General features: G+C 66.0%; 25 protein-coding genes. 9 read left to right on the top strand and 16 right to left on the bottom strand.

The genetic code is table 11. The annotated features are described in order from the left end of the window. Position 1: 1 nt before the first annotated feature. Together ACUXVH_RS13490 and ACUXVH_RS13485 are read right to left on the bottom strand one after the other, a co-directional pair. Entirely contained in the window at positions 2-664 is a 663-nt protein-coding gene (locus tag ACUXVH_RS13490) for an RraA family protein (protein WP_065363272.1), read from the bottom strand. Continuing rightward, entirely contained in the window at positions 661-1,329 is a 669-nt protein-coding gene (locus ACUXVH_RS13485) for an RraA family protein (RefSeq protein WP_065363273.1), read from the bottom strand. Before ACUXVH_RS13485 ends, ACUXVH_RS13490 begins: the two co-directional genes overlap by 4 nt. 103 nt (positions 1,330-1,432) lie before the next feature. Here ACUXVH_RS13485 and ACUXVH_RS13480 point away from each other — a divergent pair, with 103 nt between their 5' ends. The 3 genes from ACUXVH_RS13480 to ACUXVH_RS13470 all read left to right on the top strand — a co-directional run bounded on the left by ACUXVH_RS13480 (position 1,433) and on the right by ACUXVH_RS13470 (position 3,996). Beyond that, on the top strand, positions 1,433-2,326 hold the full coding sequence (locus ACUXVH_RS13480) for a LysR family transcriptional regulator (protein WP_072452796.1): 894 nt from the start codon (positions 1,433-1,435) through the stop codon (positions 2,324-2,326). A 124-nt stretch (positions 2,327-2,450) separates the two neighbouring features. Further along, on the top strand, positions 2,451-3,269 hold the full coding sequence (locus ACUXVH_RS13475) for an alpha/beta fold hydrolase (protein ID WP_065363275.1): 819 nt from the start codon (positions 2,451-2,453) through the stop codon (positions 3,267-3,269). 1 nt (position 3,270) lies between these two features. Beyond that, positions 3,271-3,996, top strand: a complete 726-nt coding sequence (locus ACUXVH_RS13470) for an alpha/beta fold hydrolase (protein WP_065363276.1) — start codon at positions 3,271-3,273, stop codon at positions 3,994-3,996. A gap of 87 nt (positions 3,997-4,083) precedes the next feature. Here the strand turns inward: ACUXVH_RS13470 and ACUXVH_RS13465 are convergent, their stop codons facing one another. The 3 genes from ACUXVH_RS13465 to ACUXVH_RS13455 all read right to left on the bottom strand — a co-directional run bounded on the left by ACUXVH_RS13465 (position 4,084) and on the right by ACUXVH_RS13455 (position 8,385). Then, positions 4,084-6,267 (bottom strand): TonB-dependent siderophore receptor, encoded by a 2,184-nt coding sequence (locus tag ACUXVH_RS13465; protein WP_065363277.1) that lies wholly within the window; start codon positions 6,265-6,267, stop codon positions 4,084-4,086. Between the two features lie 231 nt (positions 6,268-6,498). After that, on the bottom strand, positions 6,499-6,777 hold the full coding sequence (locus ACUXVH_RS13460) for an Arc family DNA-binding protein (protein WP_065363278.1): 279 nt from the start codon (positions 6,775-6,777) through the stop codon (positions 6,499-6,501). Between the two features lie 216 nt (positions 6,778-6,993). Further along, positions 6,994-8,385: an aldehyde dehydrogenase family protein gene (locus ACUXVH_RS13455; protein ID WP_065364682.1), complete on the bottom strand. Its 1,392-nt coding sequence runs from the start codon at positions 8,383-8,385 to the stop codon at positions 6,994-6,996. Between the two features lie 101 nt (positions 8,386-8,486). Here ACUXVH_RS13455 and ptrR point away from each other — a divergent pair, with 101 nt between their 5' ends. Further along, a complete protein-coding gene (ptrR, locus tag ACUXVH_RS13450) occupies positions 8,487-9,365 on the top strand; it encodes a putrescine utilization regulator PtrR (RefSeq protein WP_065364683.1) in 879 nt (292 codons plus the stop codon). A gap of 12 nt (positions 9,366-9,377) precedes the next feature. On the opposite strand, the gene ACUXVH_RS13445 is transcribed toward ptrR, so the two are convergent. From ACUXVH_RS13445 to ACUXVH_RS13435, 3 genes are all read right to left on the bottom strand, one after another. Further along, positions 9,378-9,998: a LysE family translocator gene (locus ACUXVH_RS13445; RefSeq protein ID WP_065363279.1), complete on the bottom strand. Its 621-nt coding sequence runs from the start codon at positions 9,996-9,998 to the stop codon at positions 9,378-9,380. A 208-nt stretch (positions 9,999-10,206) separates the two neighbouring features. Next, complete coding sequence (locus tag ACUXVH_RS13440; RefSeq protein ID WP_065363280.1) at positions 10,207-11,235, bottom strand: hypothetical protein; 1,029 nt, start codon at positions 11,233-11,235, stop codon at positions 10,207-10,209. 104 nt (positions 11,236-11,339) lie between these two features. Next, positions 11,340-12,338 (bottom strand): bile acid:sodium symporter family protein, encoded by a 999-nt coding sequence (locus ACUXVH_RS13435; protein ID WP_015636235.1) that lies wholly within the window; start codon positions 12,336-12,338, stop codon positions 11,340-11,342. 85 nt (positions 12,339-12,423) lie between these two features. Here ACUXVH_RS13435 and ACUXVH_RS13430 point away from each other — a divergent pair, with 85 nt between their 5' ends. Beyond that, positions 12,424-13,221 (top strand): AraC family transcriptional regulator, encoded by a 798-nt coding sequence (locus tag ACUXVH_RS13430; RefSeq protein ID WP_015636234.1) that lies wholly within the window; start codon positions 12,424-12,426, stop codon positions 13,219-13,221. Between the two features lie 174 nt (positions 13,222-13,395). On the opposite strand, the gene ACUXVH_RS13425 is transcribed toward ACUXVH_RS13430, so the two are convergent. The 4 genes from ACUXVH_RS13425 to ACUXVH_RS13410 are packed head-to-tail and all read right to left on the bottom strand — an operon-like array spanning position 13,396 to position 17,994. Beyond that, on the bottom strand, positions 13,396-13,848 hold the full coding sequence (locus tag ACUXVH_RS13425; protein WP_015636233.1) for a response regulator: 453 nt from the start codon (positions 13,846-13,848) through the stop codon (positions 13,396-13,398). Continuing rightward, a complete protein-coding gene (locus tag ACUXVH_RS13420) occupies positions 13,845-16,172 on the bottom strand; it encodes an ATP-binding protein (protein WP_026020087.1) in 2,328 nt (775 codons plus the stop codon). Before ACUXVH_RS13420 ends, ACUXVH_RS13425 begins: the two co-directional genes overlap by 4 nt. After that, positions 16,169-16,837 carry a response regulator gene (locus ACUXVH_RS13415; RefSeq protein WP_011062112.1) on the bottom strand — a complete coding sequence of 223 codons (669 nt, stop codon included), beginning with the start codon at positions 16,835-16,837 and terminating at the stop codon, positions 16,169-16,171. The genes ACUXVH_RS13420 and ACUXVH_RS13415 overlap by 4 nt, the downstream gene beginning before the upstream one ends. Continuing rightward, positions 16,834-17,994 carry a sensor histidine kinase gene (locus tag ACUXVH_RS13410; RefSeq protein ID WP_065363281.1) on the bottom strand — a complete coding sequence of 387 codons (1,161 nt, stop codon included), beginning with the start codon at positions 17,992-17,994 and terminating at the stop codon, positions 16,834-16,836. The genes ACUXVH_RS13415 and ACUXVH_RS13410 overlap by 4 nt, the downstream gene beginning before the upstream one ends. A 173-nt stretch (positions 17,995-18,167) precedes the next feature. On the opposite strand from ACUXVH_RS13410, the gene ACUXVH_RS13405 reads away from it, so the two are divergent. Beyond that, complete coding sequence (locus ACUXVH_RS13405) at positions 18,168-18,689, top strand: SgcJ/EcaC family oxidoreductase (RefSeq protein WP_053152622.1); 522 nt, start codon at positions 18,168-18,170, stop codon at positions 18,687-18,689. A gap of 46 nt (positions 18,690-18,735) precedes the next feature. On the opposite strand, the gene ACUXVH_RS13400 is transcribed toward ACUXVH_RS13405, so the two are convergent. Next, positions 18,736-19,737: an AraC family transcriptional regulator gene (locus ACUXVH_RS13400; protein WP_011062109.1), complete on the bottom strand. Its 1,002-nt coding sequence runs from the start codon at positions 19,735-19,737 to the stop codon at positions 18,736-18,738. Positions 19,738-19,983: 246 nt separating this feature from the next. Here ACUXVH_RS13400 and ACUXVH_RS13395 point away from each other — a divergent pair, with 246 nt between their 5' ends. Beyond that, positions 19,984-20,757: an EAL domain-containing protein gene (locus tag ACUXVH_RS13395; protein ID WP_011062108.1), complete on the top strand. Its 774-nt coding sequence runs from the start codon at positions 19,984-19,986 to the stop codon at positions 20,755-20,757. 27 nt (positions 20,758-20,784) lie between these two features. Here the strand turns inward: ACUXVH_RS13395 and ACUXVH_RS13390 are convergent, their stop codons facing one another. Next, entirely contained in the window at positions 20,785-21,174 is a 390-nt protein-coding gene (locus ACUXVH_RS13390) for a YceK/YidQ family lipoprotein (RefSeq protein WP_011062107.1), read from the bottom strand. Positions 21,175-21,234: 60 nt separating this feature from the next. Beyond that, complete coding sequence (locus ACUXVH_RS13385) at positions 21,235-21,534, bottom strand: YceK/YidQ family lipoprotein (RefSeq protein WP_041118988.1); 300 nt, start codon at positions 21,532-21,534, stop codon at positions 21,235-21,237. Between the two features lie 92 nt (positions 21,535-21,626). Between ACUXVH_RS13385 and ACUXVH_RS13380 the strand changes: the two genes are divergently transcribed. Continuing rightward, positions 21,627-21,938, top strand: coding sequence for a hypothetical protein (locus ACUXVH_RS13380; protein ID WP_041118987.1), 312 nt, complete (start codon positions 21,627-21,629; stop codon positions 21,936-21,938). Here the strand turns inward: ACUXVH_RS13380 and ACUXVH_RS13375 are convergent, their stop codons facing one another. Beyond that, entirely contained in the window at positions 21,939-22,475 is a 537-nt protein-coding gene (locus tag ACUXVH_RS13375) for a DinB family protein (RefSeq protein ID WP_065363282.1), read from the bottom strand. A 239-nt stretch (positions 22,476-22,714) separates the two neighbouring features. On the opposite strand from ACUXVH_RS13375, the gene ACUXVH_RS13370 reads away from it, so the two are divergent. Continuing rightward, entirely contained in the window at positions 22,715-23,989 is a 1,275-nt protein-coding gene (locus ACUXVH_RS13370; RefSeq protein WP_065363283.1) for a cystathionine gamma-synthase family protein, read from the top strand. Positions 23,990-23,994: the final 5 nt, after the last annotated feature.

The following is a 23,994-nucleotide window of genomic DNA, read 5'->3' as shown; positions in this document are numbered from 1 at the left end:
CTCAGGATTTCCTCTGCAACTGGTGATAGCCCAGGGTTTCCCGGGCTTGCTTGAGTGTCTGGCCCTGGTCGAGCAGGGCGCGGATATCGGCTTCCACCGCTTCGATCCGGCGGGCGCAGGCGGCCACTTCCCGGGCGTGCTCGCGGGGCACCACCACCACGCCATTGGCGTCGGCCACTACGATGTCCCGGGGGCAGACCCGGGCGCCGCCGATGGAGATCGGCTGGTTCAAGGCCTGCACTTGCACCCGGTCCTTGCCGGTGCGCATGTAGCGGCCCTTGCTGAACACCGGGTAGCCATCGCCCAGCGCCTTGCCGACATCACGGCAGACGCCGTCGATCACCGTGGCGGCGATACCCTTGCGCCCGGCGTACTGGGTCATGATGTCGCCCCACACGGTGCAGTCGCTGCGTCCGCCGTTGTCGATCACCAGCACGTCCCCGGGCGCCACGTCGTCGATAAAGTCGCCCACGGTGCCCGGTGGCACGCTGGCGCTGACGTACTGCACGGTAAAGGCCGGGCCCACCAGCGTCTGTCGGTAGTTGTCCAGGGGCATCAGGCCCAGGCATTGGCCCGGCAGGCCGAGCTTGTCCAGGGCATCGGAGACTCCGGGGGTGTCGAGGCCGGCGAACAGCGCCACCAGTTCCTGGTCCTGGCTGTTCATTGGGCCGGCTCCTGCTGGATGGCGTCGAAGTGGCTGTCGTGCATCACCTCGGCCACCGAGCGGCCGCTGCGCACGGCGGCGACCATGGCGTCCTGGCGCCGCGTGATGCGTTCCGCCAGCTCCAGCACTTGCTCGACATGCTCTGCGGCGACGAACACCGTGCCGCAGTTGTCGGCGATCACGTAGTCGTCTTCATTGACCCAGGTGCCCGCGACCTCGATGGCCACGGCGCTGGCCAGCTGCACCACCCGGTTGCGGGCGCTGATCATGGTCACGCCACGGCCGTAGACCGGGTAACCGATGGCCGCGCTACCGTCGATGTCGCGGCTGTAGCCGTCGATCACCGTGCCGCGAACCTGTTTGGCGCTCGCGGCATTGGCCAGGATGTCGCCCCAGCAGGAAATGCCCTCCAGGCCTCCGGCAATCACCAGCACCCGGTCAGTGCTGCAAATCTGCTCCACTACCGGGGTAATCAGGTGCGCCGTGGGCTGCTGGTCGGTCTTGGGCCCGAGCAGTACGGTGCTGGCGCGGCCGACGATTTTTTCGCAGTTCCACAAGGGCCGCAGGCCCAGGGTGGCGCCGGGCAGGGCGAGGAAGTCGAGGGCGTCGGAGACGGTGTTGCTGTCCAGTGCGGCAAGGCGCTGGAGAGAATTGGCACTGGGCATGGGTGGCTCCCGTGGTGAAGGAGGTGCCAGTGTCGAGGCTGGGCCTTGATAGGTATATTACGAATCGCAGAAGCCTTTCATACGTTCAACCTATGGAATTTCCATGATCAATTTCCGCCTGATTCGCCACCTCTGGCTGTTCCTCGCGGTGGCCGAAGAGCAGAATTTCAGCCGCGCCGCCAAGCGCCTGGGCATGTCCCAACCGCCGCTGACCGAGCAGATCCAGGTGCTGGAGCACGCCCTCAAGGTCAAGCTGTTCGACCGCTCGCGCCGTGGCGCGCAGCTGACCCCGGTGGGGGCGGCGATCCTGCCGGCGGTGCGCAAGTTCGCCGAGCAACTGGAGCGCCTGGAGCTGGCGGTGCACGAGGCGGTGGCGGGGCAGACCGGGCTCTTGACCATCGGCGCCATCACCAGCGCCATGCTCGATGTGCTGCCGCCGCTGATCGAACAGCTCAAGGCCGATTATCCGCAGTTGACGGTGTCGGTGCGCGAGATCGACAGCGTCGAGGCGATTCCGGCGCTGGAAGCCGGCGATATCGACCTGGCCTTCGCCCGCCTGGAAGGCGACCTGGGGGCCAGCGTGCGTTCGCTGCCCTTGACCGAGGACCGCCTGGCGGTGGCTTTGCCCGCCGATCACCCGCTGGCCTCGCGTTCGCGCATCAGCCTGTCGAGCCTGGCCAACGAGCCGCTGGTGATGTTTTCCCGGCGGGTCAGCCCGGTGTATTTCGACAACCTGATCGCCACCTGCCGCGACAGCGGTTTCTCGCCCCGGGTGCTGCATGAAGTGCGTTCGGTGGCCTCGCAGATCGCCTTTGTCAGCTGCGGCCAGGGCATTGCCCTGGTGCCGGCCTCGCTGAAGACCGTGGCGCCGGACAACGTGGTGTTGCGGCCTCTGAGCCAACGGCTGAACGTGGTGACCACCGCCATGGCCTGGAATTCGACCCGGGCCAATCCCCTGGTGCAGGCGCTGGTGGCGCAGTTCCAGGGCGCCAACTGAGTGGCGGGGTTTTATAGCTTTGCCCTATGGCTGTGTTCTGCAATGGGGAATTTACAGGCAGCTTGCCGGCCCCGAGACTGGCCTTCCTGTCGCCTGCGCCTGCCTGAAGCCCAAGGATTGTTTCGTGCCATCAGCCCCCGAGTTCACCCACACCCATCTGCCGCTGAACGTGGCCGGCGTGCCCCTGCAAATCGCCACCCTGCATCGCGGCGGCACCCGTGCGCCGATCCTGTTCCTCCATGGCTTTGGTTCCACCAAGGAGGATTACGCCGATATCACCCGTCACTCGGCCTTCGCCGGCCAGCCCTTTATCGCTTACGACGCGCCAGGTTGTGGGGCAAGCCAGTGTGAGGACCTATCGCGGATCTCCATCCCGTTCCTGCTGGAGACCGCGTTGCAGGTACTGGAGCATTTCGGTATCGAGCGCTTCCATCTGGTGGGGCATTCCATGGGCGGCCTGACGGCCCTGATGCTGGCGGACCGCTGCCCTGAGCGGGTGCTGAGCTTTGTCGATATCGAAGGCAACATCGCCCCTGAGGACTGCTTCCTCAGCCGGCAGATTGTCGACTACCCCGAGGCGGACGCGCAGCGTTTCCTCGACGATTTCATCGAGCGCGCGCGCCATGCCCCGGCCTATGCCAGTGCCCTGTATGCCGCGAGCCTGGGGCACAAGGTGCGGGCAGGCGCGGTTCGCGGCATCTTCGAATCCATGGTCCGGCTATCCGATCACGGCAATCTGATGCAGCGTTTTCTCGGCCTGCCGTGCCCGCGCATGTTCATGTACGGCGAGCAGAATGCCGGGCTGTCCTACCTGGCGCAGCTCCAGGCCCGGGGTGTGCAACTGGCACGGATTCCCGACTGCGGGCATTTCCCCATGTATTCCAACCCGGGCCTGATGTGGCAGCACATCGCCCGGTTCCAGGCGGCTGCCAATGGAGGTTGAGATGCCGGGTTCAGGCACTGACAAACCATTGCCCCTGGTCCTGCTGCCCGGGCTCTTGTGCGATGAACGCCTGTGGCAGCAACAGGCACGGGCCCTGGGGCCAGAGCGCGAGGTGCAGATTGCCGACCTCAGCCTGGATGCCAGCATTGCCGAGATGGCCCGCCGCACCCTGCAACAGGCGCCTGCGCAATTCGCCCTGGCGGCCTTGTCCATGGGCGGCTATGTGGCCATGGAAATGTTGCGCCAGGCCCCCGAACGGGTGCTGAAGCTGGCGCTGTTCGACACCATGGCCCGCCCTGACGACGAGGCCCGGGCGCGGATGCGTCGCGGCTTGCTGGCCCTGGCCCGTCAGGGCCGTTTCAAGGGCGTGACCCCGCACCTGCTGCCGCGGCTGATGCACCCGCGCTGCCTGGACACGCCGGTGGCGAAACTGGTGCAGGACATGGCCCTGGCCATTGGCAAAGAGGGGTTTGTGCGCCAGCAACAAGCGATCATCGACCGTGCGGACTACCGCCCGCTGCTGGCGAGCATCAAGGTGCCGACCCTGATCGTGGTGGGCGAAAACGACGCCATCACCCCTCTGGCCGAAGCGCAGTTCCTGCACCAGGGCATTGTTGGTTCACGCCTGCAAGTGCTGGCGCAATGCGGTCACCTGCCGCCCCTGGAGCATCCCCAGCGCACCACCGAACTGCTGCGCGACTGGCTGACCCCGACCGCTGGCCTGTAGAAGCTGGCTTGCCAGCGAAGGGGCCCCCGAGATCGCCTTCGCCGGCAAGCCGGCTCCTACGGGAGAGGCAGGTAGGGGCCGTCTGCATCAGAAATTCACCGAAGCACTCAACCGAGCCGTCAGCGGCGCGCCCTGGAACAGGTAGTCGTCGCCCATGTATTCCCCGGTGTCGCGCCAGTAGCGCTTGTCGAACAGGTTGTCCACGGTCAGGCGAAACACCGTGTCGTAGCCATCAATTCGAGTGCTGTAGCGGCTGCCGATGTTGAAGATGGCGTAGGCGCCGGTGGCGACGTTGCCCTGGCGGTCGGCGTATTGGCTGGCGCTGTATTGCATGCCGCCCAGCAGGGCCAGGCCGTCGAGCCAGGGCAGGGCGTAGTCGCCCTGCAGGCTGGCTCGCAGGCGCGGGACGTTGAGGGTCTGGTGCCCCTCGTAGGCCGGGGTACCGGTGCCCTCCACCCGGGAGCGGATCGCCGCGACGCTGGCGGCAATCTGCAGGCGTTGGGTGGCCCAACCGTTGGCGGAGAGCTCCAGGCCGGTGTTCTTTTGCTGGCCCTGCTGGACGTAGGTGAAACCGCCAGCAGCATCCGGGCGTGAGTACTGGTAGGCCTGGCGCATCTGGAACAGGGCGGCGGTAAAACTCATGCGCTGCCAGTCGTACTTGACCCCGGCTTCGATCTGGCGCGAGACGGTGGGGGCGAGGGTGTTGTAGGCGTTGCTGGCGAACCACGGTGCCTGGCCACCCAGGCTCAGGCCCTTGCTGTATTGGGTGTACAGCGAAATGTTGTTGAGCGGTTTGTAGATCAATGCGGCCTGGGGCAGGAACACATAGCGTTGGGTGTGGCGCTGGGTGCCGTCCTGACTGTTGAAGGCTTTTTCATCCAGGCGCACTTCACGCCCGCCGAGAACCGTCTGCCACTGTTCGCTGAAGCTGATGCGGTCGCTGAGGAACAGGCCGTATTGGCGGCTGTCCAGGCGTCGATGAGAGTCGCCGAGTGGGCCGTCGTAGGGGGCAAAGTGCTCGGGTTCGCTGTCGATATTGCCACTGCCGATGGGGTGCATGACCTGATCGCGATTGTCCACCACACGACGAAACGCACTGGTCCCCACGCTCAACTCATGGCCCAGGCCTGCGGTGTCGAAGCGGCCATTGAGCACCGCCTGCACTTCATCGTTGCGCCGGGTGTCGTCGGGGCTGCGGAAGTCGTAGATGTCGTAGTTGCCTTCGGGGCTGAAGTAGTTGCCGTTGGCGTTGATGCAGCCGGTGGTACAGCCGCCCCAGGCAAACGAACTGTAGTCATCGATCACCACCTTGCTGCGCGACGCACTGAGGTTGCCCTTCCAGTCATCGTTGAAGCGGTACTCGAAGTTGCCGCCGATGTTCAGCGATTCATTGGTCACAGGCTTTGAGCCGCTCTGGTGCCCCAGGAGTCTTTTCGGCGAGGCGTGGTGGGGCAGGCTGGAGCCTCCCAGCAGTTGATAGCCCGGTGCCGAGCGCTGTTGCTTGTTCTGGTATTCGATGTCCAGTTGCAGCAGGGCGTCGGGGCTGATGGTCCAGTCCAGGGCCAGGGAGGCGAAGTCGCGCTGGCCGTTGGTGTGCTCGACGTAGGAGTGCAGGTCTTCATGGGCCAGGTTGGCACGCAGGCCGAACTGCTGTTCGCTGCCGAACCAGCCGCCGACATCGGTGGCCAGGTAGCCGCTGCCACGGTCGTCGGTGGAAACGGTCACCGAACGAATGTCCGTGGGCCGCTTGGTCACGTAGTTGATCAGCCCGCCGGGCTCGCTGACCCCGCTTTGCAGGCCGGAAAGGCCCTTGAGCAATTCCACCCGCTGCTTGTTTTCCAGGGCGACGTTCTGCTCGCCGGTGATGGTGCGGTTGTTGATCTTGTAGCTGCTGGCGGCATTCAGCGAGAAGCCGCGCACCTCGAAGTTTTCGTAATAGCCCACCGGCGCGTAGCTCTGGCCCACCGAGGCATCGTTCTTCAGCACGTCGCTGAGCAGCCGGGCCTGCTGGTCGAGGATCATGTCTTCATTGGTCACGCTGATGGAGGCCGGGGTATCCAGCAAGGGCGCTTCGCTGAAACCACCCACCGAGGCGCTGTCGACGCGATAGCCGTAGGGCTCTTCGCCGCTGACGGTCTGGGTCGGCAACTGGGTGCCCGCGGCGTTGGCCACGGCGCTGCTGCCGGCCAGCAGCAGGCCCAGGGTCAGGCGGTTGAGGGGCAAAGCTGAGCTGCAGGTGCGCGCGGGGGCAGTCGGGTGAATCCGGCTCATGAACAATCCTAGAAGGCGACGCGGCCCCATGGCAGAAGCCGAGGGAGGTTCCTGGGAAGGCTAGGAGCGTCGACCTGCGTGTGTAGTGAGGAACAGCGGGGGAGCCCTGCGAGCATCAGGCCGGGGCCTGGCGGTTGCCGCTGGGTACTGTCGGGCAGGCGCCATCATACAAGCTGCAGCGAGGGGGTAAAGACGGGAAAGGTAGAAGATCGCGTGGCGGGAGTGGCCGCTTCAAGTCCTTGCGTAACACGGCGGTGGGCAATCCTGCTCGGGCTCCGGGTGGCCCATCTGCAGGTACTTGATCCGCTCCTCCATGGAATCGACCTTGCGCAGCAGCAGGCTGATGAGCTTCTCATTCATCTCGCGGGTTTCATCGACGACCAGGGACTTTTCCAGGCGGTCGACGATTTCATTGTTCATGCTGCGGTTTTCTCGTTTGGCAATGTGTTTGAGCTGGTTGTGCAGGTCGCCTGGGAGACGAACGATGAACTTTTGCAGGGAGGAGCACATAGCGGACCTCAGAGTAATGCCAAAGAGCAGCATCATAAGAATGAGGCAGGCTTGCTTGCTTCAAGAAAATTCTTAAAAGAATGAAAAAAACGACGCTTTTTCATTAGGAAAGTTCTGATTCGCACCAGAACCGGCCTCTAATCCGATTAAAAAGCGGACCTGATCCAGGTCCGCTTTTCACCGGGGGCGTTCAGCCTATGACGTGGCCTCCGAGCCTCAACGGCGATCCAGCCACACCGTCTGCGCATTGCAGAATTCGCGTACGCCAAAGTGCGACAGCTCGCGCCCGAAGCCGCTTTTTTTCACTCCGCCGAAGGTCACCCGGGGGTCGCTGGCGCTGTAGCCGTTGATGAACACGCCGCCGGTTTCCAGCTCGTCGGTCATCTGCCGGGCCCGTTCCAGGTCCTGGGTGAAGATCGTGGCGGTGAGGCCGAACTCGCTGTCGTTGGCCAGTTCCAGGGCGTGTTGCGCATCCCGGGCGCTGATGATGGCGGCCACCGGACCGAACAGTTCCTGCTTGAAGGCGGTCATCTGCTCGGTGACGTTGGCCAGCACCGTGGGTTGGTAATAGTTGCCGGCGCCTTCGACCTTGTCGCCGCCCAGCAGCAGGGTGGCGCCTTCGGCCAGGGTCGCCTGGACCTGCTGGTGCAGCTCGTCACGCAGGTCGAAGCGGGCCATGGGGCCGATGTAGGTGTCGCTGGCCAGCGGGTCGCCCATGACCAGGGCGCGGGTGGCTTCGACGAATTTGCGGGTGAACTCCGCGACCACCCCTTGCTCGATGATCAGGCGCTTGGCGGCGGCGCAGACCTGGCCGGTGTTCTGGTAGCGGCCGATCACCGCGGCCTTGACCGCTTCGTCGAGGTCGGCGTCGTTGAGCACGATAAAGGGGTCGGAGCCGCCCAGTTCCAGCACGCACTTCTTCAGCGCGGCGCCGGCCTGGGCGCCGATGGCGATGCCGGCGCGCACGCTGCCGGTGAGGGTCACGGCGGCGATGCGGCGGTCGGCGATGGCGCTGGATACGCCGTCCGGGGTGACGTTGAGCAGCTCGAACACCCCTTCAGGGAAACCGGCGCGCTGCATGGCGTCCAGCAGCAGGTAGGCGCTGCCCATGACATTCGGGGCGTGCTTGAGCACGTAGGTGTTGCCCGCCAGCAGCGCCGGCACCGCGCCGCGCAGCACCTGCCAGATCGGGAAGTTCCACGGCATCACCGCGAGGATCGGGCCCAGTGGCCGGTACTCGATGCGTGCTTTGTCGTTTTCTACCAGGGTCGCTTCCGGGGCCAGCATGGCCGGGCCGTGCTCGGCGTACCACAGGCACAGCTGGGCGCACTTTTCGATTTCGCCCCGGGCCTGGGGCAGGGGCTTGCCCATTTCCAGGCTGATCATGCGGGCCATGGCCTCGCTGTTGTCCCGCAGGGCCTGGGCCAGTGCGTTCAGGCGGCTGGCGCGCTCGGCGATGCTCTGGCGTTTCCACTGGGCGAAACCAGCGGCGGCACGGCTCAGCGCGGCGTCCTGCTCAGCCTCGGACTGGTAGGGGTAGGCGCCGATCTGCTCGCCAGTGGCGGGGTTGATCGACAAGGCGTGGGTGTGGCTGGAAACAAGGCTCATGGCACCGTCCTGCTCGGGTGGGAATGGCGGCAGGTTACGGTGCTGGATCTTTGCTGAAAACTGAATAATATTGAGCAAGTCGTTCATGTTTGGAGAATGCCGTGGATCTGGTCCAGCTGGAAATTTTCAAGGCCGTTGCCGAGCAGGGCAGCATCAGCGCCGCCGCGCAACTGATCCACCGGGTGCCGTCGAACCTGACCACCAGGATCAAGCAACTGGAGCAGGACCTGGGGGTGGAGCTGTTTATCCGCGAGAAGAGCCGCATGCGCCTGTCCCCCGCCGGCTGGAATTTCCTCGACTACGCCCGGCGCATTCTCGACCTGGTGGCCGAGGCGCGCCTGACCGTGGCCGGCGAGGAGCCCCAGGGCCCGTTTGCCCTGGGCTCGCTGGAAAGCACGGCGGCGGTACGCATCCCGGCGCTGCTCGCGGCCTACAACCAGCAGTACGCCAAGGTGGAACTGGACCTGTCCACCGGCCCCTCCGGGACCATGATCGACGGCGTGCTGTCCGGCCGTCTGGTGGCCGCCTTCGTCGACGGCCCGGTGCGCCACCCGGCCCTGGAAGGGCTGCCGGTGTTCGAGGAGGAAATGGTGCTGATCGCCCCGCTGGGCCATGCGCCGATTACCCGGGCGCGGGAGGTCAACGGCGAAAGCATCTACGCCTTTCGCGCCAACTGCTCCTACCGCCATCACTTTGAAAGCTGGTTCACCCAGGACACCGCGGTGCCGGGCAAGATCCATGAAATGGAGTCCTACCACGGCATGCTGGCCTGCGTCAGCGCCGGCGCCGGGCTGGCGCTGATGCCCCGCAGCATGCTGGAAAGCATGCCCGGCTGCGCCACGGTCAGCGTCTGGCCGTTGTCCCCGCGTTTTCGCTTCCTGCGCACCTGGCTGGTCTGGCGGCGCGGCACCGTGTCCCAGAGTTTGAGCAGCTTTGTGAAGCTGCTGGAGGAGCGTGGGGCGGTGCTGGCTGAGGTTTGAGGGGAGCGATGTTCAGCGCCTGCTCAAGGCCAATCGAGCGGCAAACAGTACGAAGATCATCCCTGTGGTGCGGTCCATCCACTGGATCACCTTTTCCCGCTGCAGCACACCGGCCAGGGGCCGGGTGGCGGCGATCAGCAGTAGCGACCAGACCAGCCCCAGCACCACGTGAATGCTCACCAGGCCGAAGGTCCAGGCCACCAACGGCTGGCCCTGGGGAATGAACTGCGGCAGAAAGGACACGTAGAACACTCCCACCTTGGGGTTGAGCACATTGCCCAGCATGCCCTTGAGAAACCAGTTGGTGCCGGGGTCGCTGTTCGCGCCTGTGGGAGCAAACGAGTGGCGCGGGCGCAGCAGCATGTTCAGTCCCAGCCAGGCGAGGTAGGCGGCGCCGCAGTACTTCAACAGGTTGAAGGCCAGTTCCGACACCGCGATCAAGGCCCCCAGGCCGAAGGCCACAGCCGCGCCCCAGATCAGGCAGCCGGCATTGATGCCCAACGCCGCGCGCAGCGCCTGCCGCCGGCTTTCTACCGTGGCGGTGCGCAGCACCAGGGCGGTGTCCAGGCCCGGGGTCAGGGTCAGCAGCGTGGCGGCCAGGGTGAAGGCCAGGAGATTCTCAGTGATGGACATGGGGCAGGGTTTCAAGCTTTGGGGTTGGCGAACGTTAGCACAGCCGTGGGGTGCCAATGCGCGCCACGGGTGCGGGTGATCACGGAAGGGGCGGTGAATCTGTAGGAGCGAGCTTGCTCGCGATGATTTCCAAAGCGCCGCAGCTTCCCTGCAAGTGCGCGTTATCGTTGACGTCCTTCGCGAGCAAGCTCGCGCCTACAAGGGTGGGTCAATAGGGGCCGCGGGGTTCAGGAATGCCCAGCTGCTGTTGCCGGGCGTCGAGCTGTTTGTCCACGGCGCGTTTGCCACTGAGCAGCTTGAGGTGCTGCACGCTGGCCGGTAGGTGGCTATCGATCAGTGTCAGCAGATCCAACTGTGGGGCCTTGATGATGCGCAGGTCAGCGATGTTCGAGGTTTTCAGGCCGCTGAGTTCCCCCAGGGTCTTGAGGTTGATCAGGCTCATCTTGCGCAACTGCGGCGCCCCGCCAAGGTCCAGTTGGCTCAGTTGCGCCTGGTCCTCGATCTTCAACACTTCAAGCAGGGGAAAGCCATCCAGGTCCAGGCGGTTGAGGCCGCGCACCCGCATGATCTCCAGTTCCTTGACCTGGGGATTGCGCAGCTCCGGCATCTGTTCACGGCTGCCGAAAGTCACCGAGAGGCTGTGCAGGCCGGTCATGCCGGCGACCATGCCCAGGGGCGTCTTGGCCGGCATGCGATGCAGGTCCAGGTGGCGGATGCCCGGGCACTGGCTCAGTACATCCAGGTGATGGCTTTGCACGCTGAGGGACAGGGTGTGCAGCTCGGCCATGGTGGCCAGGGGCGCGAGATCGATGGCCGGGCCTTTGTCCAGGGACAGGCGCAGCGTTCGCAGCCCCCTCAAGTTGGGCAGGGCCAAGAGGCCCGGCAGGTCGGCGCTGATGACTTGCAGGGCGAAATCCTTGAGCTTGTGCAGGCTGCCAATGGTTTCGAAGTGTTCCAGCGTGTCCAGGCAATCCAGGCTCAGGGAGTGGACATTGGGCAGGGCGAGCATGGTGCGGCCGTCAAACGCGCTGCCCGGATAGTGGCTGTAGAAACGCACATTGAGGCGCTCGCCGAAACGGGCGCAGAGCGTGTCGAGCTGACTCAGCAGTTCGCCGTCGTACTGTTCGGCCTTGGCGAACTGGACGATGACCCGGGCCTGGTCATCGGCCTCCAGCCGGGCGCTAACCTGCAGTTCCAGGTCGGCCTGGCTGGGGGCTTGAATTCGATGGGGAAACATCAGCGGTCCTTGATGATTTTCGCCGCGGCATCATGCCATTGCGCGATCTTCACCGCCATCTGCGCGCAGGCCCGGCCAGCCACCGGGCCGCCTTGCAGGAAAGGCTACGGGTCGACCTGGCCCATCAGCTCGGCCACCGACTCCGGGCGCTTGGCGTAGCGCTGGGCCAGCACCGCGCAGACCATCAGCTGGATCTGGTGGAACAGCATCAGGGGCAGAATCAGCACGCCCATGGTGCTGCCGGCAAACAGCACCTGGGCCATGGGCACGCCGGTGGCCAGGCTCTTTTTCGAGCCGCAGAAGAGGATGGTGATGCGGTCTTCCTGGTCGAAGCCGAACAGCTTGCCGAGAAAGCTCGACGCCAGCAGCACCAGCGCCAGGAGGACGCAGCAGGCCACCACCAGGCCGGCCAGTTCCCACAGCGGGATCTGGTGCCAGATGCCTTCGTTCACCGCTTCGCTGAAGGCGCCGTAGACCACCAGCAGGATCGAGCCCTGGTCGACGAAGCGCAGCCAGTTCTTGTTGCGCCCGACCCAGGCGCCGATCCAGCGTCGGGCGATCTGCCCGGCGATAAAGGGCAGCAGCAACTGCACGCTGATCTTGAGGATGGCGTCCAGGGTCGAGCCGCCTTCGCCGTGCACGTTCAGCAGCAGGGTCACCAAGAGCGGGGTGAGGAAGATCCCGAACAGGCTCGACGCCGCAGCGCTGCAGATGGCTGCCGGGATGTTGCCCCGGGCCAGGGAGGTGAAGGCGATCGCCGATTGCACCGTGGCCGGCAGGGCGCACAGATACAGCATGCCCATGTACAGGTCGTTGCCCACCAGCGGTGACAGCAGCGGCTTGAGCGCCAGGCCCAACACGGGAAAGAGGATGAAGGTCAGGCTGAACACCAGCAGGTGCAGGCGCCAGTGGCCGGCCCCTGCAATGATCGCCTCGCGCGAGAGCTTGGCGCCGTGGAGGAAGAACAGCAGGCCGATGGCGATGTTGGTCAGCCAGCCGAAACCTATGGCCACCTGGCCGCTGGCCGGCAGGAAACTGGCCAGCAGCACCACGCCGATCAGGGTCAGGGTGAAGTTGTCGGGCAAAAGACGCGAGCGAGTCATAGCGGGATCATCCGGGGGTTGCCAAGTGCGGTGGGGCGACTCTAACGTGGCTGCGTTTTACCGACTAACGCCAAGGAGCCAGTTAATGCCGCCTAAAGGACATGAAAAGATCGTCCGGCGCAGTATTCCCGGTTTGCCCAGCCTGCCGCGGCCGGTGTACGGGCGCACCGAATCCTTGCCCAATCGCGCCTTGACCCGGCGCCACAGCCACCCGTGGGTGCAATTGTCCTACGCCATTGCCGGGGTGCTGGAGATCCAGACCAGCGGCGGGCGCTTTATCGCCCCGCCGCAACGGGCGGTGTGGATTCCCGCCGGGGTGCCGCACCGGGTGTTCAGCTCGCCGCGCACCGAGATGCGCAGCCTGTATCTCGATTGCAGCGTTACCACCTGGGCGGCGCCAGACAGCTGCCAGGTGCTGGCGGTCAGCAGCCTGCTGCGGGAGTTGATCCGCGCCTTCAGTGAATTGCCGGTGGAATATGTCGAGGACAGCGCCGACGGGCGCCTGGCCCAGGTGCTGCTGGACCAGTTGGCCGCCGCGCCGCAGCTGGACCTGATGCTGCCGCTGCCCCACGACGTGCGCCTGCGGGCGATCTACCGCAGCCTGCAGGCGCACCCGGAGCAGGCCACGACGCTGGGCCAGTGGAGCCAGAAGCTCGGGGTGACGGAGAAGACCCTCAGCCGCCTGTTCCTCAAGGACACCGGGCTGACCTTCCGTGCCTGGCGCCAGCGCCTGCGCCTGCTGGGCGCCCTGACTCCCCTGGAGCAGGGCGAGCGGGTCACCGATGTGGCACTGGCCTGTGGTTATGACTCGACCTCGGCATTTATCGCCGCCTTTCGCCAGCAGTTCGACGCCACCCCGGGGGAGTTCTTCCGCGACCTCTGACACCCCGAGCTTCCTGTAGCCGCTGCCCCAGGCTGCGATGGGCTGCGCAGCAGACCCGAACCGGGTTCCTGGCCCTGCGCGGCGCCCGCCCGGCGGTCGCTGCGCGACCGTTCGCAGCCTGCGGCAGCGGCTACAGGGGGCGGTGGTGGGGCCAGGTGCGATAGGTGCGGCAGGTCAGGTTCTTGGTGGGCGCAGCAGTTCGATGCGCTCCGGCGGCACCAGGGTGCGCAGGGTCTTGTACAGGGCCCGGGTCTCCAGCAGGTTCCAGATCCGCAGCAGGGTTTCCAGGGCATCCAGGGGTTTGCTGATGAAGTCCCGGGCGCCCAGGGCCAGCGCCCGCAGGCGGGTGTCGCGGGTGGCGTCGGCGGTGAGTACCAGGATCGGCAGGTAGTCGTTGGCCGGGATCCGTCGGTTGAGCTGTTCCAGTACCGCAAAGCCATCGAACTCGGGCATGTGCAGGTCGAGGATCACCAGGTCCGGCTCGAAGCTGTTGAATAGCTCCAGGCTGCGCAGCGGCTGGGTGCTGCTGAGGACGTTGTGCAGCCCTTCGCGGGCCAGCAGCTGTTCCATCAGGTCGAGGTTGGGGCGCTGGTCATCGATGATGAGGATGCGCAGATCGGCAGTCATGGGAGCTCCGGGAGACAGGCATCGAGGTGGGCGAAGAACACCGGGATGTGGATGGGCTTGGTCAGGATCGCCGTGGCCCCGGCGTCGAGCAGGGCGCGCCGGGTCGGTTCGCTGGCGTCGGCGGTGATCATCAGGATCGGGGTGTCGGCCGTGGCGCTGGAGGCCCGCAGGCGTTGCAGCACCTCCAGGCCGGGCAGGTCCGGCAGGCTGACGTCCAGCAGGATCATCTGCGGCGCGTGCTGGCGGGCCAGGTCCAGGCCCATCTGGCCTTGCATGCTCGACAGCAGCCGGATGCCCGGGCGCCGTTGCAGCAGGGTTTCGATCAGCGCCAGGCTTTGCAGGTTGTCTTCGATGCACAGCACCTTGCCCTGGTAGCGGCTTGCGGGCTGTGGCGCCGGCACGTTCAGCGCCGGGGCGTTGCAGGGCGCCACGGCGGCTGCAGCGGCCAGGCGCACGAAGGGCAGCTCCAGGGTGAAGCAACTGCCGCTGCCCGGGGTGCTCTGTACGCCCAGGCTGCCGTCCATCATTTCCAGCAGGCTCCTGCTCAGGGCCAGTCCCAGGCCGGTGCCTTCGACCCTGGGGTCGGCGTCCAGGCGTTCGAAGGGCTTGAACAGGCGCTCCAGGCGCTCGGCGGTGATGCCGGCGCCGGTGTCGAGCACGCTCAGGCGCAGGCGCGATGCCTCGATCGCCACGTCGATGCTGACCCGGCCACCCGCGCGGTTGTACTTGATGGCGTTGGACAGCAGGTTGAGCAGCACCTGGATCAGGCGCTGGCGGTCGGCGATCACGCCGCTGTCCGCCGCCAGTTCCGGCAGCGGCGCCAGGGTGATGCCGGCGTCCGCGGCCATGGGTGACACCAGGGTCAGGGCTTCGTGCAGCACCGCCGCCAGGGCCATGGGCTCGACGTTCAGCGGCAGGCGCCCGGCCTCGATACGGGCAATGTCCAGCACCTCGTTGATCAGCCCCAGCAGGTGCTGCCCGGCCCGCAGGATATGCCCGACCTGGGGCCGCTGGCCGGCACTGGAATCCATGTCCAGCAGTTGGGCGAAGCCGAGGATGGCGTTCAGCGGCGTGCGCAGTTCGTGGCTCATGCGCGAGAGGAATTCGCTCTTGGCGCGGCTGGCGCTTTCCGCTTCCTCGCGGGCGGTGCCCAGGGCGATTTCCGCGGCACGGCGATCGGTGATGTCCCGGGTGATCTTGGAAAAACCGCGCAGGGCGCCGCTGGCGTCGTACTGCGCGGTGATCACCACGCTGGCCCAGAAGCGGCTGCCGTCCTTGCGACAGCGCCAGGCCTCTTCCATGTAGTGGCCGTGGGCGGTGGCCTCGCGCAGGGCCATGTCCGGGTGCTGGGGGCACTCTTCGGGCAGGTAGAACAGGGAAAAATGCCGGCCGATGATTTCCTGCTCGCTGTAGCCCTTGATACGTTCCGCACCGACGTTCCAGGTGGTAACCCGGCCTGCGGTGTCCAGGGCGAAGATCCCGTAGTCCTTGACCCCGTCGATGATCAGCCGCAGGCGTTCCTCGTTGTCGCGCAGGGCCCGTTCGCGCTCGGCCAGCAGTTGCCCGGCCTCCACCAGGCGCGTGCCCAGCTGGCCGATTTCATCCTGTTCCGGCGCTTGCGGGCGCAGCGGCTGGCCCAGGGCCAGGCGCTGGGCATTGCCCTGTACCTGCTGCACCCGGGTGACGATGCCCCGGGACAGCAACAGCACCGCGACGATGGCGCCGAACAGCCCGCAGCCGGCGGCCAGCAAGGTGGCGAACAGCAGGCGCATGCGGGTTGCCGCGGCGGCTGCGCTACGTTCGGCCAGCAGCGCATCCTCGCGCACGCGCATGGCGCTGATCTGCTCGCGCAGCACGTCCAGTACCTGCTTGTTGTCGATCAGGATCGCGGTCACCGTGGCGGCGTCGTCGCGGCTGCCGTTGCGCAGGGCCACCAGGCCGTCGAGCTTGGTGCGGATCAGCGGGGTGATGGTCTGCAGGTAGTCGCGCATTCGCGGGTCCTGGACATTCTGGTCCAGGCGTTGCAACGCGGCCTCGATCTGCGGCCGGGCCTGGAGGTAGGCGGGTAAAAAGTCCTCGCGCCGGGTCAGCAGGTAGCCACGCACGCTGGCGGCGGCCTCGGCCAGGAGGGTGTGCACCGCCTGGATATCGCCCTGCACCAGCAACACCCGACGCACGTCCTCCTCGGCGCGGGCGGTCTGGCGCTCGGTGCTGTAGATCAGCACCAGCGACAGCAGCAGGATCACCAGCGGCAGGGAGATCACCACCAGCGCCTTGCCCCGCAGCGGCAGGTCGGCCCAGCGCCGGGCGCTGAGCAGGTTCACGGCCACTGCCCGGCAGGTTGCGCCACCAGCCCCAAGGCCATGCCGCGCACCGCGGCCTGGGTGCGGTCGGCGGCGCCGAGCTTGCCGATCACTCGTTCCACGTGGGCCTTGGCGGTGCCGGTGGTGATGCCCAGCTTTTCACCGATCTCGCGGTTGCTGAAGCCGCCGGCCACCAGCCCCAGCACCTGGCGCTCGCGGGCAGTCAGGGCCTGAGCCTGGGGCGCCTGGCCGTTGCCGCGCTCGCTCATGCGCCGCAGCAGGCGGGCGCTGACCGCACTGTTGAGCGCCTCTTCGCCGCGGGCCACGCGCTGCAGGGCGTCGAGCACCTCTTCGCGGCTGGCGTCCTTGAGCAGGTAGCCCACGGCGCCGGCGGCCATGGCGGCTTCCAGGTGATCGGGGCTGTCGTCCATGGTGAAGATCACCACCTTGACCTCGGGCTGGCGCTGTTGCAGCAGGCGCGCGGCCCCCAGGCCGTTGAGCAGGGGCATGCGGATATCGAGGATGGCCAGGTCCGGGCGCAGTTGCTCGCACAGGGCCAGGGCTTGCTCGCCATCCCTGGCTTGCCCCACCACCTCGAACTCCGGGTTGCCCGCCAGCAGGGCGATGAAGCCGGTGCGGGTGACTTCATGATCGTCCGCCAGGACCAGGCGTATCACCGCTGTCATACCGCGTGCTCCAGGGAGGGGACGGGGACGCGGGCGAGAATCCGCGTGCCGCTGCCGGGCCGGCTGTGGCAGGTGAAACGCCCGCCCAGCAAATGGGCGCGTTCCTGCATGGCCACCTGGCCCAACTGTTCGATGCCCTGGCCGGATGCCGGCTGGAAACCTGCGCCGTCGTCGCTGATGCCGAGCACCGCCTGGCCTGCTTCCAGGGCCAGGTTCAGGCTGACGCTGTGGGCCCGGGCATGCTTGAGGATGTTGTTGATGGCTTCCTGGGCGATGCGGAACAGGGCGATTTCCAGGGCCGCCGGCAGGCGCTCCGGGTAGCGCTGCTGCCAGTGCACCGCCAGCCCGGCGTCGCGCAGGCGGTCGGCCTCGCGGTCGATGGCCCGCAACAGGCCGAAGTCGTCCAGCACATGGGGGCGCAGGCCGCCGATCAGTTGCCGGCCTTCGCCGACGCAGCCCTGGGCCAGTTGCAGGATGGTCTGCAGTTCATCGTGCAGGGGCTCCGGCAGCGGCGGGCAGCGCCCGGCGAAACCCTGCAGGCGCTGGTGCAGCCCGGCCAGGGTTTGCGCCAGGCCGTCGTGCAGGTCGTAGGCGACGCGCTTGCGCTCATCCTCCTGGGCGCTGAACAGGCGCTGCACCAGCTCCGACATGCTGCGCTCCCGGGCTTGCAGGTCCTGCAGCAGGCGCTGGTTTTCCAGGTGCGTGGCCAACAGCGTGGCCAGCAGTTGCAGGGATTCCAGGTCTTCGCTGTCCGGCGCGCTGATGGGCACACTGTTGGCCAGCAGCAGGGCGCCGAAGGGCTGGCCGTCGGCGCGGTGCAGCAGTACGCGCAGCACCCCGGTTTGCGCAAGCGGGCGCTCCAGCCACTGGGCCTGCCCGGCCACGGCGCGCAGGGCTTGCAGGCATTCGCCGTGGCCCTGTTCGGCGCTGGCGTGGGCCACGCCGTCGCGGCTCCATTCCAGTAACAGCCCCTGGTCCATGGCGACAAAGGCGCAGGCCCGCTGCACCACCCGCTGGCGCATCTGTCCGGGGGGCAGTTGCAGCAGCTCCTGGCCGGTGTCCACCAGCAGCCGCAGGCGCGCGGCGCGGCTTTGCGACTGCCGGTACTGGCTGCGCAGGGCCAGGGCGCTGGCGGGATCGAGGGGCGGGCTGGGCATCGGGAAACTCCAGGGTGGGGGCGGTGCAGTGGCTCGGGGCAGGGTATTAGACCCCCGTGCCCGGTATCGCGCCTATCTGCCAAATGGCATAGGCCGCAGGCTCCAGTTGGCCGATGGCAGGGGCGACGGCCCGAGGCACAGTGGGGCTCATTGAAACCCACTGGAGTCCGTGAATGAAACTGAAAAGCACCGCCCTGGCCCTGTTCTTCGTGCTGAGCGCGCCACTGGCTCAGGCCCTGGAAGCCACCCCTTACGTGTACCGCACCGTGGCCGAGCAGCCGCAGAACCTGCAGGACCGGGAAATCGCCGGTCTCTTCGACCGCTGGAACAGCGCCCTGCAGACCGGCAACCCGCAAGCCGTGGTCAGCCTCTATGCGGCCAATGCAGTGCTGCAACCCACGGTCTCCAACCAGGTGCGCAGCACCCACGCGCAGATCCAGGACTACTTCGAGCACTTCATGGCCTCGCGGCCGGTGGGCCAGATCAACTACCGGGAGATTCGTCACCTGGGCCCGGATGCGGCCATGGACAGCGGCGTCTACACCTTCACCCTGACTGCCGCCGACGGCAAGAAACAGCAGGTCCAGGCCCGTTACACCTTTCTCTACGAGCGCCTGGGCGGACAGTGGAAAATCCTCAACCACCACTCTTCGGCCATGCCGCAAGTGCAGCCGCAGTTGCAAGCCAGCCACTGATCCAGGCTCCTGTCGCCTTGCGCCGAGCCTTTGCTCGGCGCTGCTGTCACTGCTCGCGGTAGCGCCCCGGGGTCATGCCGAACCAGCGCAGGCAGGCCTTGTGAAAGCTGCTCTGGTCGCGAAAGCCCAACAGGGCGCCGATGTACTTGACGCTGCGCATGGAGTTGCGCAGAAAACTGTGGGCCAGCATCAGCCGCGCCTCGTCCTGCAGCGCCGAGAAGTGCACGTCTTCATGGCCCAGGCTGCGTTGCAGGCTGCGGGTGCTGACCCCCACTGCCTGGGCGATATGCGGCAGGTCGCTGGGCGCGCCCTGGGCCAGGGATTCGGACAGGGCGCGGCGCACCCGCGCAGTCATCGAGCCGCTGAGCAGCACATTGAGGCGGTTGCGGGCGTATTCCATGTGCAGCACATCCAGCGCCGGGTCGGCGGTGGGCAGGGCGATGGCGCAGTCCTGGCTGCTGAAGGTCAGGCTGTTGTGGGGCGCGCAGAACTGCAGGTTGTCGCCCATCAGCCGGCGCAGCATGCGCGTGTCCGCAGGCTCGGGGTAGGTGAAGGCCGCCACCAGCGGCCGCGGCTTGTGCTGGGGCAGCAGCCAGTGCAGCAGGCCCAGGGTCTGGGCGGCGCCGGCGTCGATCACCGCCCGGGGGATCAGCGAAGGCTCGGCGGTGACGTCGAAACCGATCAGTTGCAACGCGTCGGGCTTGCGTTCCAGGCACATGCAGAAGCCGTTGCTGGTCAGCGCCTGGTAATCCACCAGGCGCTGCAGCGCTGCCCCCAGGGTCGCGCAAGACATCACCGCATAGCCCAGGGCCTCCAGGTTGGCCGGGTGGGCCTTGCTGTAGGCCAGCAGCCCGAGGTCCGGGTTGCCGGTGCGGCGGGTGGCTTCGCGCATTACTTGATAGACCAGTTCCAGCCTCACGCCCTTGGGATTTTCCTCAACGTCCTGGATGCTGCTGCCGAAGGTTCTGAGCAGGGCGTCGACATTCGCGCCGCCTTCTCTCATGACATCGGCAAGCACCCGAAAGCTGGCGCTGGTCATTCTGTGCATAGGTCTTCCTGGACTAGTGGCTAAATGATATCGATGAGGCCTTTTGCATGATTGCAATAAACAAAAGGCCACAGACGAATAAGCACCGGCCCAGGTTTCCGAGGACAAGCGAAAGGTATCCGGGAACACTTCCGGGTGGCCCGGGCAGGGTCGATCATGGTTGGGCAGGGACCCTTGGGCGAGTGCGGCGGCGGGCTCGTCGTGCCACGTTCGAGGGTGCGTCGTTGGCTTGCCTATGGATCTGTCATGCAAAGCATCAAAGACTTTTATCGTGAATTGGCCGAGGGCCATTTGATGCTGGCATTCCAGCCGGTGGTGTGGCTGCCCGACAGCAGCCGGGTGCTCTACCACGAAGGGTTGCTGCGCCATGTCGATGCCCAGGGCGGGGATGTCTACCCCCTGGCGCTACTGGAAAAACACCAGGTGATGCGCGAACTGGACCGCAGCGTGGTGCTCTGTGTGATCGACAGCCTGCAACGGGACGAACGCCTGCGCCTGGGGTGCAATATCTCGGCCCAGAGCGCGATCATCGATTCATTCTGGTACCCCATTGTCCAGCAGTTGCGGGACTTTCCCGGCGTGGCCGCGCGGTTGGTCATTGAGATCACCGAAAGCGCCACGCCACCGAGCATCGAGGCGGCCAGCGAGTTTGTCCTGTGCCTGCGCGAACTGGGCTGCCGGGTGGCCATCGACGATTTCGGCGCGGGCCTGGGCACTCTGGAGTTCATCCGCCAGACCCGGCCGGACATCGTCAAGATCGACAAGGGCTACATCCAGCGCGCCCGCAGCGAACTCAACAGCGCCCAGACCCTCAGCCACCTGGTGCAACTGTGCAAGACCCTGGCGCCCTGCGTGATCATCGAAGGGGTGGAGACTGCCACCGACCAGGGCCTGGCCACGGCCTGTGGTGGCGAGTGGGGGCAGGGCTACCTGTTCGGCCGCCCCCAGGTGGATCGCCTGGGGCGACGTTGCCGCCTGGCGCAGCGGGTGCCCCAGCTGTGCACGCCGGATCAGGCGTAGCCCGGGTGCATGCCCGCCTGAAGGGGTTCAATCAGCCTGCGGGGTGATGGGCGGGGTGTGGGCCGTCGGGTCTTGCACCTCGGCACTGATGGGCAATGCCTGCAGGTCTTGCTCGGGAATCTCCTTCATATCCACGTGCATGTTGCGCTTGGGCCGCTCCGGCTGGAGCGCGTCGTAGGGCAGCAGCACGGTGTCGAGCGCCGCGTCCAGGGGCAGGCTGGCGATCATCAGGATCGGGCACACCACCATCACCCAGCAGCCGCCGGTGATCATGCGTGCGTAGCCCATGTCGTAGCCGGTGAGCACTTGGGCGTTGGTCTTGACGCTGCGGTAGTAGCGGTCGTCGCGAAAGTCCAGGGCATTGCCGCGAGTCATGTAGGTGCCGCAGCCGGACAGCAGCAGGGTGTTGAGCAGCAACAGGTAATTGATGATTCGGATGATCGCTCTTCCATTCAGGCCATTGGCAGGGGGCGCGAATCAGTGATTCATCGCGTCATAGGGCAGCAGCGCGGTGTCGGCCACGGCGTCCACCGGCAGGCTGACGATGGCCACCACCGGGCAGACAATGCTCATCCAGCAGAACAGCGTGACGTAGCCGTCGTAGCCGCTGGCTCCGCGCATGGTCAGCAGTTCGATATTGGCCTGGGTGCCTTTGTAGTAGTCGTAGCTGGTATGGGCATTGGGGGTGCGGGCGATCAGGGTGCCGCAGCCCACCAGGGACAGCAGGGACACAACGAACAGAGCATTGAGGGCTTTGATGGCGCCATTCCTTAGCAAGCGGGTTTTTCCGCGCGCATGGTCGCAGAAGCCCGATGCAGACGCTAGATTGGGCGCTGAATAAATACTGGGCGCAGTGCCGGGAGGGTTCGATGGAGGGAGAGCGCAGCGTCGCACGGCTGTTCGCCGAGGAACCGCTGTCCTGGGGGCTGCGGGGTGACCCCTATTTGTGGCGAGCCATGGCCACGCATCTGGCCCACACGCCCTGGCCGGCCACGGCGCAGCAGTTGGAAGCCCTGATCGTCCAGGCCTTCGAGCAACTGACCGGCAGGGCCTGGAGCTCGGCAGGGCACTTCTTCGTCGAGGCCTTTGCCCATGGCGGCATGTCCAGCGGCGGGATTTCCATGGGCTTCTGGCACGAGCGCGGCCTGCCCCTGTTGTGCGCCCGTTGGGCTCAAGCCTGATCAGATATCGCTGGGTATCAGCATAAGCAGGTCGGTATCGCCGATATCCACCCCGGCCTGGGTCAGCAGGGTGCTGGCCTGGCCGCGGTGGTGGGTCTGGTGGTTGAAGAAATGCACCAGCAGGCTATAGAAATCGCGCTCGGCGACCACGCCCCGGGTGTTGGCGTAATGCAGGCTGCTGTCAAGGTCGGCGTCGCTCAGGGAATGGCTGAAATCGAGGATCAACTGGTCCAGCCACTGACGCTGCTGCCAGAGCCCGCCCAGGTTTGGGAACAGCAGGGTCTTGAGGTCCTGTGGCAGGGCCACCTGCTGCAGCGGCGCCAGGGCCGCAAACCGCGCCGGGTGCTGGGCAAAGCGCTTGAGCCAGATGGTGTCGCCGGCCAGCAAATGATTGAGGGTGCCGAGGATCGAGCCGAAAAAGGCCTGCCGGTCCAGAGCCAGTTGCGCATCGGACAGGCCCATGGCGGCGCTGTACAGCTTGCTGTTCATCCACTGGTTGTAGCGAGCCATCAGGCACAGGTGCTCGGTGCGGTTCATTGCGGCTCCTTTCGGGGTTTGCGGGCTGGCGCGCAGCAGCTTCGCAAGCCCCGGTGCCGCAATGCAAGAGGTGTCACAAAAGCCTCGTGCGCAGGCCGTTTGCAGGGCTGTGCAGCCATTAAAAAAACCGCCCCTTTGGCCCCGATAACATCGTTTCTCGGGGCTTGGGCTTTTCTCTATATTGGCCACCAGATCCAGCGCGGCAACAGGCCGCGCACCCTTTATGGTGAGCCGTTGCAATGAATAAAAAACCTGAACGCACAGGGCTGGAAAACCCCGGGACCGCTACCCGGGTGGTCTGGGGCGGAGAGCAAGTCCGTCATCCCTACAACGCCACGCAACCCCCGATTGTCGCCAGCGCCGCCTATGGCTACGACGACATCGACCAGTGGTACGACGTGGCCCTGGGCAAGGCCCCTGGCTTTATCTACAGCCGCATGAGCAACCCCACGGTGCAAACCCTGGAAGCCAAGCTGCAGGATCTGGAAAACGCCGAATCGGCGGTGGCCTTCAGCAGCGGCATGGCAGCCATCAGCGGCGTGCTCTACAGCTTCCTGCGCCACGGCCAGCGGGTGGTGTCGACCAAGGACAGCTACGGTGGTACCAACAAGATCTTCGAGGAATTCCTGCCGCGCATGGGCGTGGCCGTGACCCTCTGCGAAACCTTCGACCAGCAGCAGATCGAGGCCGAGGTCGCCCAGGGCTGCGACCTGCTGTACCTGGAGACCCCGACCAACCCGACCCTGAAGATCGTCGATATCCAGCGTCTGGTCGCCGCGGCGAAACAGGTCGGCGCCCTGGTGGTGGCGGACAACACCTTCGCTACGCCGCTGAACCAGAACCCCCTGGCGCTGGGCGTGGATGTGGTGATCCACAGCGCTACCAAGTTCCTCAGCGGTCACGGCGATGTGCTTGGTGGCGTGGCCTGCGGCAGCGAAGCGCTGATGAGCCAGGTGCGTCACTACCGGGAAATCAACGGTGCCAGCCTCGATCCGTTCTCGGCCTACCTGATCATTCGCGGGATCAAGTCCCTGGCGCTGCGCATGCGCCAGCAACAGCACAGCGCCGCGCAGCTGGCGCAGTTCCTGCTCAACGAGCCGTTGGTGGAAGCCGTGAACTACCCGGGCCTGCCCAACCACCCGAACCACGCCGTGGCCTGTGCGCAGATGCGCGGTTTCGGCGCCATCGTCAGCTTTGTCCTGGTGGGTGGCATGGACAGCGTCAAGCAGCTGTTGCCACGCCTGCGCTATGCCCACTGCGCCGGCAACCTGGGGGCGGTGGAAACCATCTACGGCCCGGCGCGCACTACCAGCCATGTGGAGAACACCCTGGAAGAGCGCCAGGCCCTGGGCATTTCCGAAGGCCTGGTGCGGATTTCGGTGGGCATCGAAGACACCGATGACCTGCTGGCCGACCTGCAGCAGGCCTTCGCCTGGCTGCGCCAATCCCTCAAGCAGAATGCGGCGCCTGGCGCCATCCCATCCCAGGACCCGCGGGCCGAGGTCGCCCACTGAAAAGA

It is taken from the genome of Pseudomonas sp. 8(2025), assembly GCF_052665325.1.
The sequence above is the reverse complement of the archived record's forward strand: the minus strand, read 5'-3'. Positions and strand labels throughout refer to the sequence as shown.

Excerpts from the sequence above, each read along its gene's own strand:
- ACUXVH_RS13490 (WP_065363272.1), bottom strand. The coding sequence starts at position 664 with ATGAACAGCCAGGACCAGGAACTGGTGGCGCTGTTCGCCGGCCTCGAC.
- ACUXVH_RS13485 (WP_065363273.1), bottom strand. The coding sequence starts at position 1,329 with ATGCCCAGTGCCAATTCTCTCCAGCGCCTTGCCGCACTGGACAGCAAC.
- ACUXVH_RS13480 (WP_072452796.1), top strand. The coding sequence starts at position 1,433 with ATGATCAATTTCCGCCTGATTCGCCACCTCTGGCTGTTCCTCGCGGTG.
- ACUXVH_RS13470 (WP_065363276.1), top strand. The coding sequence starts at position 3,271 with ATGCCGGGTTCAGGCACTGACAAACCATTGCCCCTGGTCCTGCTGCCC.
- ACUXVH_RS13465 (WP_065363277.1), bottom strand. The coding sequence starts at position 6,267 with ATGAGCCGGATTCACCCGACTGCCCCCGCGCGCACCTGCAGCTCAGCT.
- ACUXVH_RS13460 (WP_065363278.1), bottom strand. The coding sequence starts at position 6,777 with ATGTGCTCCTCCCTGCAAAAGTTCATCGTTCGTCTCCCAGGCGACCTG.
- ACUXVH_RS13455 (WP_065364682.1), bottom strand. The coding sequence starts at position 8,385 with ATGAGCCTTGTTTCCAGCCACACCCACGCCTTGTCGATCAACCCCGCC.
- ACUXVH_RS13445 (WP_065363279.1), bottom strand. The coding sequence starts at position 9,998 with ATGTCCATCACTGAGAATCTCCTGGCCTTCACCCTGGCCGCCACGCTG.
- ACUXVH_RS13440 (WP_065363280.1), bottom strand. The coding sequence starts at position 11,235 with ATGTTTCCCCATCGAATTCAAGCCCCCAGCCAGGCCGACCTGGAACTG.
- ACUXVH_RS13435 (WP_015636235.1), bottom strand. The coding sequence starts at position 12,338 with ATGACTCGCTCGCGTCTTTTGCCCGACAACTTCACCCTGACCCTGATC.
- ACUXVH_RS13430 (WP_015636234.1), top strand. The coding sequence starts at position 12,424 with ATGCCGCCTAAAGGACATGAAAAGATCGTCCGGCGCAGTATTCCCGGT.
- ACUXVH_RS13425 (WP_015636233.1), bottom strand. The coding sequence starts at position 13,848 with ATGACTGCCGATCTGCGCATCCTCATCATCGATGACCAGCGCCCCAAC.
- ACUXVH_RS13415 (WP_011062112.1), bottom strand. The coding sequence starts at position 16,837 with ATGACAGCGGTGATACGCCTGGTCCTGGCGGACGATCATGAAGTCACC.
- ACUXVH_RS13410 (WP_065363281.1), bottom strand. The coding sequence starts at position 17,994 with ATGCCCAGCCCGCCCCTCGATCCCGCCAGCGCCCTGGCCCTGCGCAGC.
- ACUXVH_RS13405 (WP_053152622.1), top strand. The coding sequence starts at position 18,168 with ATGAAACTGAAAAGCACCGCCCTGGCCCTGTTCTTCGTGCTGAGCGCG.
- ACUXVH_RS13400 (WP_011062109.1), bottom strand. The coding sequence starts at position 19,737 with ATGCACAGAATGACCAGCGCCAGCTTTCGGGTGCTTGCCGATGTCATG.
- ACUXVH_RS13395 (WP_011062108.1), top strand. The coding sequence starts at position 19,984 with ATGCAAAGCATCAAAGACTTTTATCGTGAATTGGCCGAGGGCCATTTG.
- ACUXVH_RS13380 (WP_041118987.1), top strand. The coding sequence starts at position 21,627 with ATGGAGGGAGAGCGCAGCGTCGCACGGCTGTTCGCCGAGGAACCGCTG.
- ACUXVH_RS13375 (WP_065363282.1), bottom strand. The coding sequence starts at position 22,475 with ATGAACCGCACCGAGCACCTGTGCCTGATGGCTCGCTACAACCAGTGG.
- ACUXVH_RS13370 (WP_065363283.1), top strand. The coding sequence starts at position 22,715 with ATGAATAAAAAACCTGAACGCACAGGGCTGGAAAACCCCGGGACCGCT.